General features: G+C 72.1%; 15 protein-coding genes, 1 pseudogene and 1 riboswitch. Of the genes and pseudogenes, 9 read left to right on the top strand and 7 right to left on the bottom strand.

What is annotated here, in order from left to right; all coding sequences use genetic code 11:
* Positions 1-86: 86 nt before the first annotated feature.
* Entirely contained in the window at positions 87-2,810 is a 2,724-nt protein-coding gene (locus DEP02_RS04050) for a CBM96 family carbohydrate-binding protein (RefSeq protein ID WP_112465936.1), read from the bottom strand.
* Between the two features lie 236 nt (positions 2,811-3,046).
* Positions 3,047-4,060, bottom strand: coding sequence for a GDP-mannose 4,6-dehydratase (gmd, locus tag DEP02_RS04045; RefSeq protein WP_112465935.1), 1,014 nt, complete (start codon positions 4,058-4,060; stop codon positions 3,047-3,049).
* Between the two features lie 152 nt (positions 4,061-4,212).
* Here gmd and DEP02_RS04040 point away from each other — a divergent pair, with 152 nt between their 5' ends.
* The gene (locus DEP02_RS04040) at positions 4,213-5,157 is read left to right on the top strand and encodes a GDP-L-fucose synthase family protein (protein ID WP_112466001.1); all 945 of its coding nucleotides are present in this window, start codon (positions 4,213-4,215) and stop codon (positions 5,155-5,157) included.
* A 74-nt stretch (positions 5,158-5,231) separates the two neighbouring features.
* On the opposite strand, the gene DEP02_RS04035 is transcribed toward DEP02_RS04040, so the two are convergent.
* On the bottom strand, positions 5,232-6,635 hold the full coding sequence (locus DEP02_RS04035; protein ID WP_112465934.1) for an exopolysaccharide biosynthesis polyprenyl glycosylphosphotransferase: 1,404 nt from the start codon (positions 6,633-6,635) through the stop codon (positions 5,232-5,234).
* A 547-nt stretch (positions 6,636-7,182) separates the two neighbouring features.
* Between DEP02_RS04035 and DEP02_RS04030 the strand changes: the two genes are divergently transcribed.
* The 3 genes from DEP02_RS04030 (at position 7,183) to DEP02_RS04020 (ending at position 10,637) form a co-directional block, all read left to right on the top strand.
* Positions 7,183-8,145, top strand: a complete 963-nt coding sequence (locus tag DEP02_RS04030) for an LCP family protein (RefSeq protein ID WP_232838950.1) — start codon at positions 7,183-7,185, stop codon at positions 8,143-8,145.
* Positions 8,146-8,280: 135 nt separating this feature from the next.
* Complete coding sequence (locus DEP02_RS04025; protein ID WP_112465932.1) at positions 8,281-9,792, top strand: glycoside hydrolase family 71 protein; 1,512 nt, start codon at positions 8,281-8,283, stop codon at positions 9,790-9,792.
* A gap of 314 nt (positions 9,793-10,106) precedes the next feature.
* Complete coding sequence (locus DEP02_RS04020; RefSeq protein WP_112465931.1) at positions 10,107-10,637, top strand: TspO/MBR family protein; 531 nt, start codon at positions 10,107-10,109, stop codon at positions 10,635-10,637.
* An 82-nt stretch (positions 10,638-10,719) separates the two neighbouring features.
* Here the strand turns inward: DEP02_RS04020 and DEP02_RS04015 are convergent.
* Together DEP02_RS04015 and DEP02_RS04010 are read right to left on the bottom strand one after the other, a co-directional pair.
* A pseudogene (locus tag DEP02_RS04015) lies at positions 10,720-11,148 on the bottom strand (Dps family protein); the annotation flags it as partial.
* A gap of 55 nt (positions 11,149-11,203) precedes the next feature.
* Entirely contained in the window at positions 11,204-11,662 is a 459-nt protein-coding gene (locus DEP02_RS04010; RefSeq protein WP_112465929.1) for a DUF6223 family protein, read from the bottom strand.
* Between the two features lie 220 nt (positions 11,663-11,882).
* Between DEP02_RS04010 and DEP02_RS04005 the strand changes: the two genes are divergently transcribed.
* The 4 genes from DEP02_RS04005 to DEP02_RS03990 all read left to right on the top strand — a co-directional run bounded on the left by DEP02_RS04005 (position 11,883) and on the right by DEP02_RS03990 (position 15,080).
* Positions 11,883-13,010, top strand: a complete 1,128-nt coding sequence (locus DEP02_RS04005) for a sensor histidine kinase (RefSeq protein ID WP_112465928.1) — start codon at positions 11,883-11,885, stop codon at positions 13,008-13,010.
* The gene (locus DEP02_RS04000; protein WP_112465927.1) at positions 13,007-13,669 is read left to right on the top strand and encodes a response regulator; all 663 of its coding nucleotides are present in this window, start codon (positions 13,007-13,009) and stop codon (positions 13,667-13,669) included. Before DEP02_RS04005 ends, DEP02_RS04000 begins: the two co-directional genes overlap by 4 nt.
* Positions 13,670-13,869: 200 nt before the next feature.
* A riboswitch (cobalamin riboswitch) is annotated at positions 13,870-14,024 on the top strand.
* Positions 14,025-14,060: 36 nt separating this feature from the next.
* Positions 14,061-14,282 carry a CbtB domain-containing protein gene (locus DEP02_RS03995; RefSeq protein ID WP_112465926.1) on the top strand — a complete coding sequence of 74 codons (222 nt, stop codon included), beginning with the start codon at positions 14,061-14,063 and terminating at the stop codon, positions 14,280-14,282.
* Positions 14,283-14,303: 21 nt separating this feature from the next.
* A complete protein-coding gene (locus DEP02_RS03990; RefSeq protein ID WP_112465925.1) occupies positions 14,304-15,080 on the top strand; it encodes a CbtA family protein in 777 nt (258 codons plus the stop codon).
* Between the two features lie 54 nt (positions 15,081-15,134).
* Here DEP02_RS03990 and DEP02_RS03985 read toward each other — a convergent pair whose 3' ends face one another.
* Positions 15,135-15,737 carry a histidine phosphatase family protein gene (locus DEP02_RS03985; protein WP_112465924.1) on the bottom strand — a complete coding sequence of 201 codons (603 nt, stop codon included), beginning with the start codon at positions 15,735-15,737 and terminating at the stop codon, positions 15,135-15,137.
* Positions 15,738-16,012: 275 nt separating this feature from the next.
* On the opposite strand from DEP02_RS03985, the gene DEP02_RS03980 reads away from it, so the two are divergent.
* On the top strand, positions 16,013-17,548 hold the full coding sequence (locus tag DEP02_RS03980) for a pectate lyase family protein (protein WP_112465923.1): 1,536 nt from the start codon (positions 16,013-16,015) through the stop codon (positions 17,546-17,548).
* A gap of 114 nt (positions 17,549-17,662) precedes the next feature.
* On the opposite strand, the gene DEP02_RS03975 is transcribed toward DEP02_RS03980, so the two are convergent.
* Complete coding sequence (locus DEP02_RS03975; protein ID WP_112466000.1) at positions 17,663-19,117, bottom strand: FAD-dependent oxidoreductase; 1,455 nt, start codon at positions 19,115-19,117, stop codon at positions 17,663-17,665.
* Between the last annotated feature and the right edge of the window lie 33 nt (positions 19,118-19,150).

Genomic DNA, 19,150 nt, shown 5'->3' with positions numbered 1-19,150 from the left:
GCCCGCACGGAGGTGCGGGCCCGGGCGGGGCGTGCGGGGCGCCGGTCCGTGGTCCGGTGCCCCGCACGCGTCGGATGCGGTGAGGGCTACGGCGCCCCGAAGGTCAGCACCAGCTGCGGGGTGTTCTCCGCGGCCGACGCCTCACTGGACCACAGCCACAGGGCGTCCGTCCCGGTGCTCGTGAGCGCCAGGTCGTAGGCGCCGCCCAGAGCCGGGGTGAGCGCCGCGGTGTCCAGCGCCGCCGAGTAGACCGCCGAGACGTCGGTGGCCCCACTCAGGGTGCCGACCACGGTCGAGGACACGGCGGGCCTGGAGGTGTAGGTGGTCCCCGTCTCCGTCCAGCTTCCGGTGACCGGCCGCACGGAGATGTCGTCCGTGCTGCCCGCGCTGTCCAGCGTGGTGGTCTTCACCGCCAGCCGCGCGCTCTTGAGCACCGTCCCGGCCGGGGCCGAGGGCAGATCGAAGCGCAGATACGTCTCGTACGCCGCGCTGCCGCGCACCGCCAGCGAGGTGGAGGTGCCGTAGTTGGTGCCGGCGGCACCGGCGTTGACGTAGGTGTCGTCCGACGCCCGGACGGTCTGCACGCTGTCGGCCGGAGCCGAGGCCAGGGTGTGGTGGCTCTGTACCTGGGCCGCGCTCAGCACCGACGGGTAGATCGCGGTCTCGTCGATCTGCCCGGCGAAGTAGCTGCTGGAGGGCTGGTTCGGCCAGCCGTTGAGGTTGTCGCCGCCGACGCGCCAGTAACCGCTGTAGTTCTGGCTGCCCGTCTCGGCGAGCGTGCCGACCCGGGTGCCGTCCACGTACAGAGCCATCCCGGAGGCGCCCTGGGTGGCGACGACGTGGTGCCAGGCGCCGTCGTTGTAGCCGGCGGGCGAGGTGATGGTGCGGGCGCTGCCCGTCCACACGCCGAAGACCAGCCGGCCGTCGTTGCGCATGTAGATGTGCTTGTCGTAGTTTCCGCTGGCCCGTGTGGTGTTGTTGCCGAACCCGACGAGCTTGCCGCCCCGGCCGGTGGTCGTCCTGAACCAGGTCTCGATCGAGTACTGGCCCGGCACCGTGGTGCGCCTGTCGCTGTGGACGATCTGGTCGCTGCCGTTGAAGCCGATGGCGGTGGACGGACCGGTCACGGCGGCCGGGGTCTGGCGCAGCGAGGGCCCGCCCACGTGGATGCCGTTCTGGTCGCCGGGTGAGGTGTCGCCGACGAACGGGGTGACGGACTCGTCGTAGCGCCAGTACAGGTCCGCGCCGTCGTCGAGCACCTTCGCCGCGTACTTCTGGGCGGAGGTCGGCACCGTCACGGTGGCCGTGGCGGACAGCGCGGAGGTGTTGCCCGCGCCGTCGGTGGCCGTCACCCGGTAGCTGTAGGTGGAGCCGGCGGTGACGTTCTCGTCGGTGAACGACAGCTGCGGGCGCGACCACGGCACGGAATCGCCGTCGACGGTGTACACGGGCGTGGAACCGCCGTTGCGGTAGACCTTGTACGTCAGTCTGCTGTCGTCCGTGTCGAGACTGGCGCGCCAGCGGACACGGGCCTCGGTCGGCCTGACGGACTCGGCGCCGACCGACGGCACCGTCGGCGCGCCGACGTCGGGGGAGGCCGCGAAGTGCGTCAGGCCCTGGGCCGCCGAGCCGTTGACGGTGGTGAACTCGCCGCCGACCCACATGTACTTGTTGTCGGAGGTCTCGGAGACCACCATGGCGCGCGGGCCGATGCCCTCGCCCAGACCGTCGTTGGTGTCCGGGAACCAGCCCAGCTTGCCGACGGCGCTCGTCGGCTGCGCGAGCAGGTGATAGCGGCGTCCGTCGGGGAACTCCCCGACGCTGGAGCAGTCGTGCGCGTGCGAGGCGCTGTAGAGCACGTCCTGGTACGACTTGACGGCCTGGGTGGCGCCCAGGCAGGTGTCGCGCCAGCGCTGGTTCAGCGTCGACAGGTCGAGCGCGATGCGGCCGTCGAAGACGCCGCCGCCGGTGCCCTCGTTGGCGGTGTAGAAGCCGGTGGCGTCGGTGTCGAGCCCCTTGACCACCGAGTTGGTCTCGATGAACCCCGGATAGGTGCGGACGTTGGCGCCCGTGACGGCGTCGACGACGGCCAGGGCGTGCGAGTTCGCGCCGTTGACGGTGAAGAAGTCACCGCCGAGGATCACGTTCCTGCCGTCCGGGGTGACCGCGACGGCCCGGCCGGGCTCGTCGACGTCGGCCCGGAACGGCTTGACCGCGCCGCTGGCGGCGTCCACCGCCGCGTACCGCGCGTGCGCGCTGCCGCCGACGGTGGAGAAGTCGCCGCCCAGGTACACGGTGTCGTCGGTGACCGCGAGCGCCCGCACGGTGGCGGAGACACTGGGGCGGAAGTTCGCCCTGGGCGTGCAGGTGGCGATGTCGATGGCGGCGAGACTGCTGACCTGCGTGCCGTTGACCGCGCCGAAGTAGCCGCCGGCGTACAGCGTCTTCTTGTCCGGCGAGACGGCGAGCGCCCGCACGGTCGCGGTGCCGCTGCCGACGGTGAAGGACAGCCGGCAGGACGTGGGGTCGCCGGTCGCCGCGTCCAGCGCGACGAAGTTCACCGCGCTCCGCGCGGTGCCGCTCCCTCCCTCGGGCGGGCGCACCTGCGAGAAGGTGCCGCCCGCGAAGACCGTGCCGCCCGCTTCCGCCAGGGCCCACACGATGCCGTTGGTCTGCCAGGTCGGCAGGTCGTCGGCGGTGAAGGCGACGGGCGGGGTCAGCGCGGCGGCCGGCTGGGGCAGGGCCACCAGGCCCAGGCCCGCCACGGTGGACAGGACGAGGGCGGCGCTGAGCCGCCTGGATCTCTGCATGTACCCCCCGGCTTCCGGGCCCGGTCGCGGGCCCTCTGCCTCGACGAGCCCGCCGGTGTTCCCCGGATCCGGGCGGGCCGCATGAACATGTTTGCTCGCGAACCATACGAGTGCATGACACGCCATGGAACGCACTTGGCTCATCTTGTAGGAAATTTCGACGAATTCACGGTGATCCCGCGTGTCCCGGATGTCCGCACCCGGTACGCGCGGCCGCTGTCCCGCAGACGCCGGCATCAGCGGTCGATGCGCACCGCGGCGCCCGCGAGCTGGTCCTCCACCTGCCGCACATCGGCGTCGACCATGATCCGCGCGAGCTCCTCCACCAGGACGGTGGGTCGCCAGCCCAGCGTCTCGCGCGCCTTGGACGCGTCACCGATCAGTGCGTCGACCTCGCTGGGACGCTCGTACTTGGGGTCGTAACGCACGTACTCGTTCCAGTCGAGGTCGACGTGGGCGAAGGAGGTTTCCACGAACTGCCGTACGGTGGCCGGGACTCCGGTGGCGACCACGTAGTCCGTCGGCTCGTCGTGCTGGAGCATCCGCCACATCGCCTCGACGTACTCGGGCGCGTACCCCCAGTCGCGGACCGCGTCCAGGTTGCCGAGGTGGAGACGGTCCTGGAGTCCGGCCTTGATCCGGGCGACGGCGCGGGTGATCTTGCGGGTCACGAAGGTCTCGCCGCGGCGCGGGGACTCGTGGTTGAACAGGATGCCGTTGACCGCGAACATCCCGTACGCCTCACGGTAGTTGACGGTGGTCCAGTACGCGAAGACCTTCGCGGCGCCGTACGGGCTGCGCGGGTGGAAGGGGGTGTCCTCGTTCTGTGGAGGCGGTGTGGAACCGAACATCTCCGAGGACGAGGCCTGGTAGAGGCGGGTCTCCACCCCGCTCGCCCGGACGGCCTCCAGCAGCCGCAGCGTGCTCAGGCCGGTCACGTCGCCGGTGTAGAGCGGTGCGTCGAAGGAGACCCGCACATGGGACTGGGCGCCCAGGTTGTACACCTCGTCCGGTCGTATGTCGCGCAGCAGGTTCACCAGCGCCACCCCGTCGGAGAGGTCGGCGTGGTGCAGCACGAAGCGGCGCTCGGCCTCCTGGGGGCCCTGGTAGATGTGGTCGATCCGCTCGGTGTTGAAGCTGGACGACCGCCGCACCAGGCCGTGCACCCGGTATCCCTTCGACAGCAGCAGCTCCGCCAGGTACGAGCCGTCCTGCCCGGTCACGCCGGTGATCAGCGCGGTCTTGGTCATGCGGTGTTCCCCTCCCTGCCGGATGCGTCCCGGGGACGGATCCGGTCCCTGCGCCCGCCGTGCGCGGGTCGCATGTCGTGAACAACAGGAAATTTCATCGGGGTTGAGGATGCGGGCGTACGGAGCACGCGGCTCCTGGCATGATCCGGCCCATGACCGCATCGCTGCTGCCCGAACGTGCCCGTGTCTTCGTCGCCGGCCACCGTGGCCTGGTGGGCTCCGCCGTGGCTCGCCGGCTCGCCGCCGACGGGCACGAGGTGCTCACCCGCACCCGCGCCGAACTGGATCTGCGGGACGCCGCGCGCACCGCGGCCGAACTGTCCGCCCTGCGCCCCGACGCGGTGGTGCTCGCCGCCGCGAAGGTCGGCGGAATCATGGCCAACAGCACTCAGCCGGTGCAGTTCCTGGAGGAGAACCTCCAGATCCAGCTCAGCGTGATGGCCGGGGCCCACGCCGCCGGTGTGGGCCGCCTGCTCTTCCTGGGGTCGTCGTGCATCTACCCCAAGCACGCTCCCCAGCCGATCACCGAGGACGCCCTGCTGACCGGGCCCCTGGAGCCCACCAACGAGGCCTACGCCCTCGCGAAGATCGCGGGCATCGTCCAGGTGCAGTCCTACCGGCGCCAGTACGGCGCGTCGTACATCAGCGCCATGCCGACCAACCTCTACGGGCCCGGCGACAACTTCGACCTGGAGACGTCGCACGTCCTGCCCGCCCTGATCCGCCGCTTCCACGAGGCCGCGGCCGAGGGGCGCGAGGAGGTCGTCCTGTGGGGCAGCGGCACCCCGCGCCGGGAGTTCCTGCACGTGGACGATCTCGCCACCGCCTGCGCCGTGCTGCTGCGCTCCTACGACGGGGACGAGCCGGTCAACGTCGGCTGCGGCAGCGACCTCACCATCCGCGAGCTGGCCGCGACGGTCGCCGAGGTCACCGGTTTCACCGGCCGGATCTCCTGGGACACGACCCGGCCCGACGGCACCCCGCGCAAGCTGCTCGACATCTCCCGCATCGCCGGGCTCGGCTGGAAGCCGGAGATCCCGCTGCGCGACGGCATCGCCGCCACCTACGCCCACTGGCGCGGCGGCCTCGACGGCTGACACGCCCCGCTCGTGCACCGGCCCCGGCGGCGCGCAGCACGCGCCGGGGCACTGTGCGGCCACGGGCGGCCCCCTCAGTACGCTCCGCGGCCGTCGAGGACGGCGCGGAGCGTGCGGGCCATGACGTCCACGTCACTGGTGAACGACCAGTTGTCGACGTAAGCGAGATCGAGCCGGACGGTCTCGTCCCAGGACAGGTCGGAGCGTCCGCTGATCTGCCACAGCCCGGTCATCCCCGGCCGCACGGTCAGCCGCCGCCGCTCGACGGGCGTGTAGTGCGCCACCTCCTCGGCGAGTGGCGGCCGCGGACCTACCAGGGACATGTCACCCTTGAGGACGTTGACCAGCTGCGGCAGTTCGTCGAGCGACGTGCGGCGCAGCCAGTGGCCGACCCGGGTGACCCGGGGGTCGCGGCGCATCTTGAACATCGGGCCGTCGTGCTCGTTCTGCTGGGCCAGCGCGGTCTTCTGGCGGTCGGCACCCACCCGCATGGTGCGGAACTTCCACATGACGAAGGGGCGCCCGGCCCGGCCGATGCGCTCGTGGAGATAGAGCACCGGCCCCGGCGAGGACAGTTTCACCGCGGCCGCGACCACCAGCAGCACCGGTGCCAGCACGAGCAGGCCCAGCAGGGCGGCGCTGCGGTCCAGGGCCTCCTTGAGCAGGGGCTGCACGCCCTCCCGCACCGGCGGGGCCACGCGCAGCAGCGACATCCCGCCGGCGGATCCGGTCTCCAGGCGCTTGACGGACACCTCCACCAGGCCGGGCGCGACGAACAGCTCGATGCCGGCGTCGTGCAGGCCCCAGGAGAGGTGGCGCAGCCGCTCCCCGGAGAACGCGGCACCCGGGACGACCAGCACCAGATCGGCGTCGAGCCGGTGCACCGCGCCGATGACGAGGCCGGCATCCTCGGCGGGGGACTCCGGCACGGCGGCGGCGAGCCGTTTCCCGGTCCGGATTCCCGAGGCGAGCGGGCCCGGTCCCACGGGGACGGCGCCCACCGTGACGTACGGGTGGTCGGTGCGCGCGGCGAGGTGCGAGGCGACGGCGTCCGCCGCGGTGGGCTCGCCCACCACCAGTACCTTGATCACCGCCTGCGCCCCGCGGCGCACCGCCGCGAGATGCCAGTACACCGCCTTGCGGCACACCAGGGTCAGCAGCAGGGCGGGCAGCAGCGCGGCCAGGCACAGCGGCGCGCGCAGCCGCACCCCCGTCGCGGCGTGCGCCACCGCGAGCACCCCCAGCAGGATGAGCCAGTCGTGGAGCACCGGCAGCGTGCCCCGGCTCTCGCCGATGGCCCGGGCCGCGTAGCGCGAGCGGAACAGCTGGACCCCCGCCCAGGCGAGCCCCGCGACGATGCCGCTCGGCACCGCCCACGGCCGGTGCGTGGCCGAGAGCACCAGCGCCACCGGCACCCCGGCGCCGACGAGGTCGGTGATCAGCGACGTGGGTAAGTACCAGCGGGACTTGCGTCCCATCCACAGTGAGGAGCGCGCCCGTGGGCGCGTCTTGCGTGATCTGTCGGACTCAGCGGCCTGTACATCCCACATGTACCCCCCCAGGCACGTTCTGCGGCACGAGGCGCCGGATGTCGCGAACATCCATTCGTCGAACATGCGGCACGGTGGTGAACAGTACGGCAAACTTGTGCACGACGGGAGCGTTTGTGTGAACGTAACTGAGAAGTGCCGTGTCGTATGAAATCCCTTACCGCGCACGCCGGTTGATGCCCGCGGGGCAATGGCCCGACGGAAAGCCGTACGAACGTCGAACGTGCTGGCTACAGTGGGCGCCCGGTGCGGAAGGGGCCGTACCGCGTCGATGTGGGGGTGCGTGGTGGGGGACAAGAGCGCGGCAGAAGCCGAAGCGGCGGACCGGGAGGAAGGGGCGGAAAGAGCCGGTTCGACGGCATCCGGCCCGGTTTCCGACGCCCACGATTCCTCGACCGGGGCTTCACAAAAGGAAGTTGACGCCTCCGGAACCTCACAGGTAAAGCCCCGGCGCCGCGGGAGCCGCGCGCGCCGGGTGCTCCTCGGGGCGCTCGTACTGCTCACCGTGGGCCTGCTCATGGTGGGCGGGGTCGCCTGGTGGGCCGTCGACCACTACACCGGGAAGGTCGACCGGATCTCCGGTGTCTTCCCGACGAAGGTCCCCGCGGCGGCGCAGCCGGCGCCCTCCGACGGCGGGCAGACCTTCCTCCTCGTCGGCGTCGACAGCCGCTCCGCGCTGCCGACCACGGGCCGTGACGCCAAGGCCCCCCAGTGGAGGTACGGAGCCCAGCGCAGTGACACGATGATGCTGGTCCACCTCCCGGCCGACCACTCCGGCGCGTACGTCGTCTCGCTGCCCCGTGACGCGTGGGTGGACATCCCCGGACACGGCAGGGCCAAGCTCAACGCCGCCTTCTCCTGGGGCGGACCGCCGCTGCTCATCGACACCGTGCAGCGGCTGACCAAGGTGCGCGTCGACCATCTCGCCGTCATCGACTGGGAGGGCTTCAAGAAACTCACCGACTCCGTCGGCGGAGTGGACCTCGTCGTGGACGGCGTCAGCCGCCACATGGACGGCACGCAGGCCCTGGCCTACGTGCGTGAGCGTCATCACCTCCCCCGCGGCGACTTCGACCGCACGCACCGTCAGCAGTACTTCCTGCGGACGCTGCTGGCGAAGGTCATGCGTCCTTCGACCTTCTCCAACCCCGCCAAGGCCGCCGAGGTGCTGGACGACCTCACCGCCGCCGTGAGTGTCGACGACCGGCTCGGCGACGGCGACCTGCGTGCCCTGCTGTGGGACAACAAGAAAGTCCGCCCGGGGAACATGGTGTTCATGAACGCTCCCGTCAAGGGGACCGACACGATCTCCGGTCAGTCCGTGGTCCTCCTGGATCACGGCGCAGGTGCCGAACTGTGGCGGGCCATGCGCGAGGACGCCCTCGACCTCTACCTGCAGTCGCACGACGCCGACCTGCTCGGCGCCACGGCTCCCTGACGGGACGGCGGTGATCGCCGGAGATGTCCGTGTGATGGCGGTTCACCGGACAACGGGCCGCACGTGCAATAGAGTTCGCAGCGGCGGCCCACCGGCGTCCCACCGGCGGCCCACCGGCATCCGCGGAGGACACCCATGACGGATCACCCCGCTCGTCCGACGCACCGGCACCGGAGGCCGTCGGGCCGCCGGCGGCGCACCGCGCTCGGTGCCCTGTTCGGCCTGCTGCTGATCGCACTGATCGCCGGCACCGGGCTGGCCCGCGACCGGGAGGACGCCGCGCCCCGTACCGAGCGGACGAGCACCGCTGCGCTTCCCTTCGACCTGCCGAGCACCGATGTGCTGCGCGACAGCCCGCACCTGGTCTTCGCGCACTACTTCCCCCCGTATCCGCTCTCCCTCGACAACCAGCCCGCCGAGCACGACTACTACGCCCGCAACTACCTCACGCCGCAAGGCGAGCAGGGCAAGCACGCGGCCTACGGCGGACTGCTGCGGGACCGGCCCCTGCCCGTGCCGCCGTCCAGCGGCGACTGGCAACTCGCCAACCTGGAAAGAGAGGTGAGGACCGCCCGGGACGCCGGGCTCGACGGATTCACCGTCGACATCCTCTCCCTGACCGGCACCAACCGTCAGCGCGTCGACACGCTGCTGCGCGCGGCGCACCGCGTCGACCCGGGCTTCCGGATCGTGCTGATGCCGGACATGACCTCCCTGCACACCGACCCGCGCACCCTCGCCGACCAACTGGCCCGGCTCGCCGCGTCCCCGTCCGCGTACCGGCTGGCCGACGGACGCCTCGTGGTCTCCCCGTTCAAGGCCGAGGCCCAGGACCCCGCCTGGTGGGGCCAGGTCATCGCACGGCTGCGCGACCACGGCATCGGCACCGCGCTCGTCCCGGTCTTCCTGGACTTCCGCGCCAACGCCGAGAGGTTCGCGCCGATCAGCCACGCCTTCTCGTCCTGGGGCAACCGCAGCTACACCCGCCAGAAGAACATCCCCGGCGACATCCAGCTCGCCCACTCCCTGGGAAAGAAGTGGATGCAGGCCGTGTCCGTGCAGGACGCCCGGCCCAACCAGGGCATCTACGACGAGGCGGGCAACACCGCCACCCTGCGGTCGACCTGGAACCACGCGATCTCCGACGGTGCGGACTGGGTGCAGCTCACCACCTGGAACGACTACTCGGAAAGCACCCAGTTCGCCCCCTCACTGCACAACGGCCACACGTACCTGGACATCTCCTCGTACTACCTCACCCGCTTCAAGACCGGAGCCTGGCCGCAGATCGTCCGCGACACCGTGTACGTCACCTCCCGCGTCCAGTTCACGGACGCCGGCAGTGCCTCGCTCCCGCCCCGGCCGATGCGCCCGCGTCCGGGCACCGCACCCCCGCGCGACCAGGTGGAACTGCTCACCTTCCTGACCGCGCCCGCCACGGTCTCCGCGCGCGTGGGCGCCGTGTCCCACACCTACCGCGCTCCCGTCGGCGCGCACGCCCGGAACCTGCCCCTGAGCCCCGGCCGAACCGAGGCCGTGGTCCGCCGCGCGGGGGACACCGTCGCCGCCGTCACGACCCGCCGTCCGGCGCGACGCTCGGTCACCGTGCAGGACCTTCAGTACCACGGGGTCTCCAGTGGCCGGTGAACTACCCGAGGGCTTCCGTTTCACGACGCCCCCTCGCGCAGGGCGTAGGACACGGACTCCGCACCGCCGGCTCGAAGCTGCTTGAGCCGCGCACGGGCGTGAGGTGTTCCCCCGGTCAGGAGAGCGGTCCCAGGAACGCCACGCCACCGCACGGCGACAGTGGTGCGTGGGCGTCCGGACACGGGGCACACGGGGGAGCGGAGGTGGACGAGGATGACTCCTTTGCTGCTCGTGCTGCCGCTCCGGCTCCCCGGCTTCGTCGTGCGGCCTGCCGGAAGCGGTGGACGCAAGGGGCGCTGGTACCGGTGGTGAGCATGGGGTCCCACCGGCCGTGGCCCCGGCCGACGGTCTTCCGGCCGAGGCCACGCCCGCGTCGACGCCGCCGACGGACGTCGTACGCCGCCAGCGCCGCGGCCGTCGCGGCCTGCGCGGTGACCGGGGCACTGGCCGGCGGACCGCCCCAGGAGTGGTACCGCTCGCTGGACACCCCGACGTGGCAGCCGCCGGCCAAGACGTTCCCCGCCGTGTGGACACCCCTGTACGCGTCGATCGCGTGGGCGGCGGGCCGGGCCCTTGAGACGTGCGAGCCGGTCCACCGGCGCGGCCTGGCTGTCTCGCTCGGCGTGAACCTGGCCCTCAACGGTGGCTGGACCTGGCTGTTCTTCCGCCTGCGCAGTCCCCTGGCCGGAGCCCTGGGTGCCCTGCTCCTGGACGCGAGCAACGCCGACCTCGTCCGGCGCACGGCCCGCTGCGACCGCAAGGCCGCGGTTGTCCTGGTCCCGTACGCCGCGTGGTGCGCCTTCGCCACCGTGCTCAGTGCCGAGATCGCCCGCCGCAACCGGTGACCGGCCGCGCGCCGCCGCCCTCGCGGGCAGCGGCGCCCAAGTGCCGGCGGAGCCGGTTGACGGCCGGGCCCGGTGGACCGGGTCAGCCGAGCTCGGCTCCCCGGGCGGCTGCCTCCTCCTCGGAACGGGCGCCGCCGGTGGCGAGCGTGCCGCCCGCGCTCTCCAGGTGCGCCCGCACGAACCACTGGAACTGCTCCAGGTCGCGCAACTGCTCGATGAGGAGGTCCTCGGTGGCGGTGTCGATCTCGCCCGCCTCCTTGATCGCGGCCCGGACGCTCTCGATCGCACCGGTGTGGACTAGGTCGAGCGCGCCGAGGTGCGTGATGGCGTCGGCCCGGCCGATGGAGTGGTCGTCCCAGGTGCGCTCGGCGACCAGCGTGCCCGGCGTGCCCTGTGCGACCCCGCCCAGGGCGGCGATGCGCTCCGCCACGTCGTCGGCCATCTCCCGTACCCGGTCGACCTGCGGGTCGATCACCTCGTGCACGGAGACGACGTGCGGCCCGACCACGTTGCGGGTCCTGGTCGTGGGAGCGGGACGGGCCGTCGTGCAGTCCTTGGTCCGGGAGTCAGCCGGTGCGGCGGGAGCGGGCCAGGGCCAGCCAGCCGCAGACTGCGGCGATCAGCCCCAGTACCAGGGCCGAGGCGCCACCGACCACTCCGTTGCCGGTGCCGGGACCACCGTCGGCGACGGTCAGGTTCAGCGCGCCGATGACCAGACCGACCAGCCCCGCGACCATGGCCGCGATGGCCCTGCTTCGCCTGTTGCCGGTGCCGGTGCCGGTGCCGGTGCCGGTGCCGGTGCCGGTGCCGGTAGGGCCGGCGGGGCGGGCCAGAGCCAGCCCGCCGATGACCACGCCGGCCAGCGCCACGAGCGCGGCCGTGGTGCCCACCAGTCGCCCGGTGGTCAGGCTGTAGGCGTCGACGGCGGCCGACTGCGCCGAGACATGCGCGGCCGCCGGTGCGGCAAGCCCGATGCCTCCGAGTACGGCGGCCGCGGAGGCGGCAAGCAGGCGATGAACGGACATTCGAGGTACTCCTTCTCTTCCCGCGACTGGGCGTCACCCGAGCATGCCCGCCGGCCCCACCCACGGTCGTCCGGCGGACGCGGACACTTCGCACTGCCGCCGGTGCCGCATCCGGCTGCCACGGGTGCCGCAGGAGGCGCGAAGGTACTGCGTGTGCGGTAGTCGGCCGCTCGTTCACGAGGGGGACTCGCCCGCGGTGGCAGCCAGCTAGGGTGCGCGCATGAGTGCAGGTGAGTCCGGTGTCCGGGCCCGGTTCGGAGACTGGGTCATCGCTGTCGGCGTGGCGGCGGCGCTCCTGGTCACAGGGCTGTCCGGACAGCGTCCCGGCACGGGCCTCGCCCTGCTCGGGTACGCGCTGCTGACGATCGGCGGGCTGGCGCTGGGCGCACGCCGCCGGGCTCCGGTTGCCGTCCTGGCCGTCACCGGGCTGTGCGCGGTGGGGTACCAGGCGGCCGGTTTCGACGTGCCCGCCGTCGCCTACCTGTTCGCGGTGTACGCGGCCGTACGGGCGGGACACCGCACCGTCACGGTGGCGGCGAGCGTGGTCGTGCTGGCCCTGCTCCCGCTCGCGGCCCTGGCCTCGGGACTGCACGACACGGGCGAGGCGTTCGCGCAGGCCCGAGGCGCCCTCCAAATCGCCTGGCTGATCGCGGCCGGCGCCGCGGGAGAGGCGCTGCGGCAGGCCGAGCGGCGGGCGGACGAGGCCGAGCGCACCCGGGAGGAGACCGCGCGGCGCCGCGCCGACGAGGAACGGCTCCGTATCGCCCGGGAACTGCACGACTCGCTCACCCACCAGATCTCGGTCATCAAGGTGCAGGCGGAGGTCGCCGTGCACGTGGCCCGCAGGCGGGGCGAACAGGTGCCGCCTTCCCTGCTGGCGATCCAGGAGGCCGGGCGCGAGGCGAGCCGGGAGCTGCGCGCGACGCTGGAGGCGCTGCGCGACGACGACACGGTCCCGCCGCGCGGGCTCGACGACGTCCCGGAACTGGTGGAGCGGGCCCGTACGTTCGGCCTGGACGCGACGCTGACGATCGAGGGACAGCGGCACGACGTGCCGGCCGCGGTGGACCGGACCGTCTACCGGATCGTTCAGGAGTCGCTCACCAACGTCGCCCGGCACGCGGACGCGGCCACGGCGTCGGTCCGGATCGACTGCCGTCCGGACACCCTCGCGATACGCGTCGACGACGACGGCAAGGCGACGCCGGCCACCGCCCCGGTACCCGGCCTCGGACTGCTCGGCATGCGCGAACGCGTCACCGCCCTCGGCGGCCGGCTGCGTGCCGAACCACGCGGAGAAGGCGGCTTCACCGTCCAGGCCGAGCTCCCCGTGGACCGGACGTCGTGATCCGTGTCCTGCTGGTCGACGACCAGCCGCTCATCCGCAGCGGATTCCGCGCCCTTCTCGATCTCGAGGACGACATCGAGGTGGTGGCCGAGGCCGCCGACGGCAGCGAGGGGCTGGAACTCGCCAAAGAGCACCTGCCCGATGTCGCGCTCGTCGACATCCGGATGCCGGTCCTCGACGGCATCGAGGCGACCCGGCGCATCGCCGCGGACCCGGCCCTGGCCGGGGTGCACGTCGTCATCCTGACCAACTACGGCCTGGACGAATACGTCTTCGAAGCGCTGCGCGCCGGCGCCGCCGGATTCCTGGTCAAGGACGTCGTGCCGGAAGACTTCCTGCACGCCGTACGCGTCGCCGCTCGTGGCGATGCCCTGCTGGCACCCTCGATCACCCGCAAGCTGATCAACCGGTACGTCACCCAGCCGCTCCCCACCGACCCCGACACGGGGCTGGAGGAGCTGACCACCCGCGAACGCGAGGCTGTCGTCCTGGTCGCGCGGGGCCTGTCCAACGACGAGATCGCCGACCGCATGGTGATCAGCCCGCTGACCGCGAAAACCCACATCAACCGGGCCATGGCCAAGCTCCACGCCCGTGACCGGGCACAACTCGTGATCCTCGCCTACGAATCCGGCCTGGTGGCCCCACGCACCTCTTGACCAAGCGCGACGCACACCAAGACCCTCTGCCCCACCGACCCCGAACCCCCGCGAGCACACGGATCAGCCCACCGGTGCAGGCCCGGCAGGCGTGTCCGTGCCACGTCCGTTGTGACGTCGGGTCCGTCTCAAGGTGCCCGAAGTGGGCCCTGCGTCGCACTCGTCGGGGATCGTGGGTGCCCCCGAGGGGGCGGTCTTGGCCGTGGGGGCGGTGCGCGGTACCGTCGAGCCGGTATCGACGACGGTATGACGGAAGCCGGTGGGAATCCGGCACGGTCGCGCCACTGTGAGCGAGCAACTCCCGTAAGAGGGAAGGCTTGTGAGTCAGACCCGGGGCCGTCGTCCTGTGCACCACCGAGATGGGACGCGAACTCCCGGAGGAGGTTCTGCCATGGCGCAGACCGTCGCCCAGCCGACAGCCGCCACCCCCGCCGTTCCCGCCACGCTGCCGCTGGGGGCCATAGCTCCCTGGGCGGTCTTCTTCGGCGTTCTCATGCTGGTCCTGCTGTACTTCGTCGGCGCCGAGCAGGGCGCCACCTCCGTGTTCAGCGGCACGGGCGTCCACGAGTGGGTGCACGACGCCCGCCACCTGCTCGGCTTCCCCTGCCACTGACGCGAGGGGCGCCGTACGCTCATGAACTCCGCAACGGTAAGGAACCTCCTGGTGCGGGGCATGCTCGCCGGCCTGGCCGCCGGTGTGCTCGCCCTCGTCGTCGCCTACTTCCTCGGTGAGCCGTACGTCGACAAGGCGATCGGACTGGAGGAGGCGCATTCCCCTGGGAGCGCCCATGGGCACTCCCACGAGCACGAGGTGGAAGTCGTCTCCCGTTCCCTGCAGTCCACCGCCGGGCTGGCCACCGGCGTCCTGCTCCACGGGGTCGCCTTCGGCGGCATCGCCGCGCTCGCCTTCTGCTTCGCGCTGGGCCGTGTGGGCCGCTTCTCCCCGCGGGCGACCGCGCTGCTGCTGTCCGGCTGCGCGCTGCCGGCCGTGTACGTCGTGCCGTTCCTGAAGTACCCGGCCAATCCGCCGGCGGTCGGTGAAGGGGACACCATCGGCAGGCGAACGGCCCTGTACTTCCTGATGATGCTGCTCAGCGTGCTCCTCGCGATCGCCGTCACCCTCCTGGGCAAGCGGCTCGCGCCCACGCTGGGCACCTGGTACGCGACGGTGGTCGCGGTGGCCGCCTTCGCCGTCGTGATCGGGCCGGCGTACGCCTTCCTGCCGGTCGTCAACGAGGTGCCGAAGGACTTCCCGGCCACCCTGTTGTGGCGGTTCCGTCTCTCGGCCCTGGCCATCCAGGTCACCCAGTGGGCGGCCTTCGGCCTGTTCTTCGGCGAACTGGCCCAGCGACTGCTGTCGCCGGGGCCCGCGCCCTCCCCGTCGGGGCGGGCGGTGACGGCCGCGCGCTGATTCCTTCAGCCTTCAGAGAGCTGGAGGGCCCCTCGGAACCTTCCGAGGGGCCCTTTACCCTTCCCGGGGCATCACGAGGTGGCCTGGCACGTCCCCGAGGGGGCGTCCGAGCCGCAGGTTCCAGCGGCCGGACCGGCCGGTGAGCTCCGTCGCCGTGAGCGGTGGGACGTCGAGACGCCAGAAAGCGGTTGCAGGTGCGTTCAGGACGTTCACCGCCACCGCCCGGACCACCTCCGGCTCGACCACGGCGATCGTCCGGCCGTCGGCGTGGCCGTACGTTTTCAGCCACCGTGCGACCCGCTCACGCAGGTCGCGCACCGATTCGCCGCCGTGCGGGGCCGCGCTCGGATCGGCCAGCCAGCGGGCCATCGCTTCCGGTTCGGCCATGCCGACCTCCTCCAGCGTCCGGCCCCGCCACCGGCCCACGTCCAGGCCGGCGAGCTCCGTTTCCTCCGAGGCGGTGAGGCCGAGGGCCGTGGCCGTCTCCCGGCAGCGTGTGGTGGGGGAGGCGAGGGTGCGTCCGGTGGTGGGCAGGTGCCCGGCCGCGGCTCCGGCCCGTGCCGCTCCGCCGGCGTCGAGCGAGTCGCCGTCGTCGAAACGGGCCCGCCGCAGGGAGGGGGTGGTCGCCGGCGAGATGAGGGTAACACGGCTGGTCACGCGGTCGGTCCTTCCACTTTCGCTGTCCGGCTTTCGGCGTACGGCACGAAGGTACGCCCACCCGTGCGGGACGACAGCCCAACTCCCGTAAACGGCAAGGGCCTTGTCAGTACGACGGAAGCCCCCTTACCCTCTGCGGACAGAAAGCGCTTTCTCCGTCGTGTGCGAGCCCGTTCCAGCTTCGGCAGCACCGACGGCACTCCGGCACGTCGGCACGACCACGGTACGCAGCGGCAGGCAACACCTGGAATGCGAAGCCCCACGAGGAGAAGACGATGAGACGACCTGTCAGGCAGCGGCTTTACGCGGCGCTGGCCACGATGGCCCTGGCGGCCGGGACCGGTGTGGCCCTGTCGGTGGCGCCGGCGTCGGCGGCCGCCACCGGCGCCACCGGCTACGCCACCCAGAACGGCGGGACCACCGGCGGCGCCGGCGGGCAGACGGTGCGCGCCACCACCGGGACCGCGATCCACGCGGCCCTGTGCGGCCGGGCCAGCAGCAGCACCCCGATCACCATTCAGGTCGAGGGGACCATCAACCACGGCAACACCAGCAAGGTGTCGGGCGGCAGCTGCAACACCGCCGACGGTGTGATCGAGCTCAAGCAGATCAGCAACGTGACGATCGTCGGTGTCGGCAACGGAGCCGTCTTCGACCAGGTCGGCATCCACCTGCGCGAGGCCCGCAACATCATCATCCAGAACGTGACCGTCCGGAACGTCAAGAAGTCCGGCTCGCCCACGTCCAACGGCGGTGACGCCATCGGCATGGAGAGCAACGTCCGCAACGTCTGGGTCGACCACGTCACCCTGGAGGCGTCGGGCGGGGAGTCGGAAGGGTTCGACGGGCTCTTCGACATGAAGAACAACACCCAGTACGTGACCCTGTCCTACAGCATCCTGCGCAACTCCGGCCGTGGCGGCCTCATCGGCTCCAGTGAGAGCGACCTCTCGAACGGCTTCGTCACGTTCCACCACAACCTGTACCAGAACATCGACTCCCGCGCGCCCCTGCTGCGCGGAGGCATCGCCCACATCTACAACAACTACTACGTCAAGCTCAACGAGTCCGGCATCAACTCCCGGGCCGGGGCCCGCGCCAAGGTGGACAACAACTACTTCAAGGACTCCAAGGACGTCCTGGGCACCTTCTACACCGACGCGGCCGGTTACTGGCAGGTCAGCGGCAACACCTTCGACAACGTGACCTGGTCCAGCCGCAGCAGCAACAACAACCCCGCCGGTCCCAACCCGCAGTCCAACACCACCGTCAGCATCCCGTACGCCTACAGCCTCGACGCGGCCAGTTGCGTGCCGAACGTCGTGAGCCAGACCGCGGGCGCCAACAAGGGACTGCGGGTGTCGGACGGCAGCTGCTCGCCGCAGACACCGACGCCCACGCCCACGCCGACGCCCACGCCGACACCCACCCCGACCCAGCCCGGCGGGACCAACCTGAGCCTGGGGGCCGACTCCGACGGTTCCAGCAAGGCGAGCGGGACGAGCTACGGCAACGTGCGGGACGGGAACATGAGCACCTTCTGGTCGCCGTCCGGCACGACCGGTTCCATTTCGATCAAATGGGGTTCCGCCACCGCCGTATCCAGGATCAACATCCGGGAGGCGGCAGGGTCCGAGGGCGCCATCCGGTCCTGGAGGGTCGTCAACGCCGACAACGGCGCCGTCCTCACCTCCGGCAGCGGAGCGGGCGTCATCAGCTTCCCCCGGACCTCGCTGAAGAAGATCACCTTCGAGATCACCGGCTCGACCGGCACCCCGAAGGTCGCCGAGTACGAGACCTACGCCGGCTGACCGCGCGATCCCGCCCCGGCCCGGCCCGGGGCGGGATCCTCCGGACCGGCCGGCCCACTCTCACCGACCGGTCCACTCTCACCGGCCCGCCCGCCCTCACCGACCGCCCCGTTCTCACCCGCCGCCCCCGGCGCGTGCCGCCGCCCACCGCAGGGCGGCTCCGCGGCCCCGGACGGGCACCGTCCACAGGGCGTGGCCCCGCAGCCCCCAGCGGGGCAGCAGGGTGTTGGCGGCGAGGAAGCCGCTGGTGGCCGCCCGTTCCATCAGCGCCACCGGCAGGCCGGTGCGGACCATGTCGCCCGCGACGACCAGGCCGGGCGTGGGAGTGCCCACCGTCGGCCGGTCGGCGTACCCGCCGACCGGGAACAGGGGGCAGTCGGCCCGCCACTCGTGGCGGGCGTCGACCACCCCGGCCCGGCGCGTCTCCGGATAGAGGCGGTGCAGTTCGCCGAGCAGCTCCTTCTCGGTGGTCGTCCGGCCGGCGTCCTCGGGCAGGGCGTAGGCGTGCAGTTCCACGACCGAGCCGCCGGTGCGGGCGGCCCAGCGGGCGGCCTCGCCCTCCCAGCCGCTGAGCACACTGACGTTGTCCAGCGCGCCGTACCCGCTCGTGCCGAGGAAGCCGGGCCGGTCCGCGCGCACGGGCCGGTCCAGCCACAGGCGGGAGACCAGGAAGGGCAGGGCGGTGCGCAGCCGCGCCACGCGCTCCCGCCACCCGGTGTCGCCGAGAGTGCCGGAGCGGGCCACCAGTGAGCGCAGGGCCGCCGGGTCGAGGGCGAGGACCACCGCGTCGTACGGCTCCTCGCCGCTCGCGGCGGCCACGGTGAAGCCGCCCGCGGGCAGCAGCGCGACCGCCTCCACGGCGGTGCCGGTGCGCACCCGCGTGCCGAGCCGGCGCAGACGTTCGGCGAGCGGGTCCCACAGCGCCTGCGGAAACGGTTCCCGGGGGACGTCGAACAGCAGGCCTTCGGCCGAGCCGAGGAAGTAGATGTGGAACATCAGCGCCATCTCCGCGGCCGACAGCTGCCGGGGATCGGCGAAGAAGCTGCGGGAGAACACCTCGAAGGCCAGGTGCCGCGCCGCCGTGGGGAAGCCGACCGCCTCCAGGAAGTCGTACGCGCTGACGTGGTCGAACCGGTCGTACACCTCGGGCACCCGCACGTCCAGCAGCGGCAGCGCCGCCCGTGGGTTCATCCGGGCCAGGCCGCGCAGGGAGAACGACTCGCTCAGCGCCACGAACCCGAGCGCGCTCAGCGGCGGTGTGCGCGGCACGCGCCGGAAGCTGTCCTGCCGGCCGCCGGCATGGCGCAGGGGGTAGTCGGGCAGGCCGGTCAGGCGGGACAGGGCCGGGTCGGTGCGGCGCAGCAGGGCGCGCAGGTTGTAGTACTGCCGGAAGAAGGCGTGGAAGCCACGGCTCATCGTCACCGCCGTACCGTCGGCCAGCCGTGTGGGCCACCCGGCCAGCCGTCCGCCGAGCTGGGCCTCGCGCTCGTACAGGGTGACCCGTACACCGCGCTCGGCCAGCGCGGTGGCCGCGGTCAGCCCGGCGATGCCGCCCCCGACGACGGCCACGCGCGGCGCGCCGGCCGCCTCGGCGCGTTCGGC

This window comes from Streptomyces triticisoli, from assembly GCF_003270085.1.
Taxonomy (GTDB): Bacteria; Actinomycetota; Actinomycetes; order Streptomycetales; family Streptomycetaceae; genus Streptomyces; species Streptomyces triticisoli.
The sequence above is the reverse complement of the archived record's forward strand: the minus strand, read 5'-3'. Positions and strand labels throughout refer to the sequence as shown.

Excerpts from the sequence above, each read along its gene's own strand:
- DEP02_RS04005 (WP_112465928.1), top strand. The coding sequence starts at position 11,883 with ATGAGTGCAGGTGAGTCCGGTGTCCGGGCCCGGTTCGGAGACTGGGTC.
- DEP02_RS04025 (WP_112465932.1), top strand. The coding sequence starts at position 8,281 with ATGACGGATCACCCCGCTCGTCCGACGCACCGGCACCGGAGGCCGTCG.
- DEP02_RS04020 (WP_112465931.1), top strand. The coding sequence starts at position 10,107 with ATGGGGTCCCACCGGCCGTGGCCCCGGCCGACGGTCTTCCGGCCGAGG.
- DEP02_RS03990 (WP_112465925.1), top strand. The coding sequence starts at position 14,304 with ATGAACTCCGCAACGGTAAGGAACCTCCTGGTGCGGGGCATGCTCGCC.
- gmd (WP_112465935.1), bottom strand. The coding sequence starts at position 4,060 with ATGACCAAGACCGCGCTGATCACCGGCGTGACCGGGCAGGACGGCTCG.
- DEP02_RS03995 (WP_112465926.1), top strand. The coding sequence starts at position 14,061 with ATGGCGCAGACCGTCGCCCAGCCGACAGCCGCCACCCCCGCCGTTCCC.
- DEP02_RS04010 (WP_112465929.1), bottom strand. The coding sequence starts at position 11,662 with ATGTCCGTTCATCGCCTGCTTGCCGCCTCCGCGGCCGCCGTACTCGGA.
- DEP02_RS03980 (WP_112465923.1), top strand. The coding sequence starts at position 16,013 with ATGAGACGACCTGTCAGGCAGCGGCTTTACGCGGCGCTGGCCACGATG.
- DEP02_RS04050 (WP_112465936.1), bottom strand. The coding sequence starts at position 2,810 with ATGCAGAGATCCAGGCGGCTCAGCGCCGCCCTCGTCCTGTCCACCGTG.
- DEP02_RS04040 (WP_112466001.1), top strand. The coding sequence starts at position 4,213 with ATGACCGCATCGCTGCTGCCCGAACGTGCCCGTGTCTTCGTCGCCGGC.
- DEP02_RS04035 (WP_112465934.1), bottom strand. The coding sequence starts at position 6,635 with ATGGGACGCAAGTCCCGCTGGTACTTACCCACGTCGCTGATCACCGAC.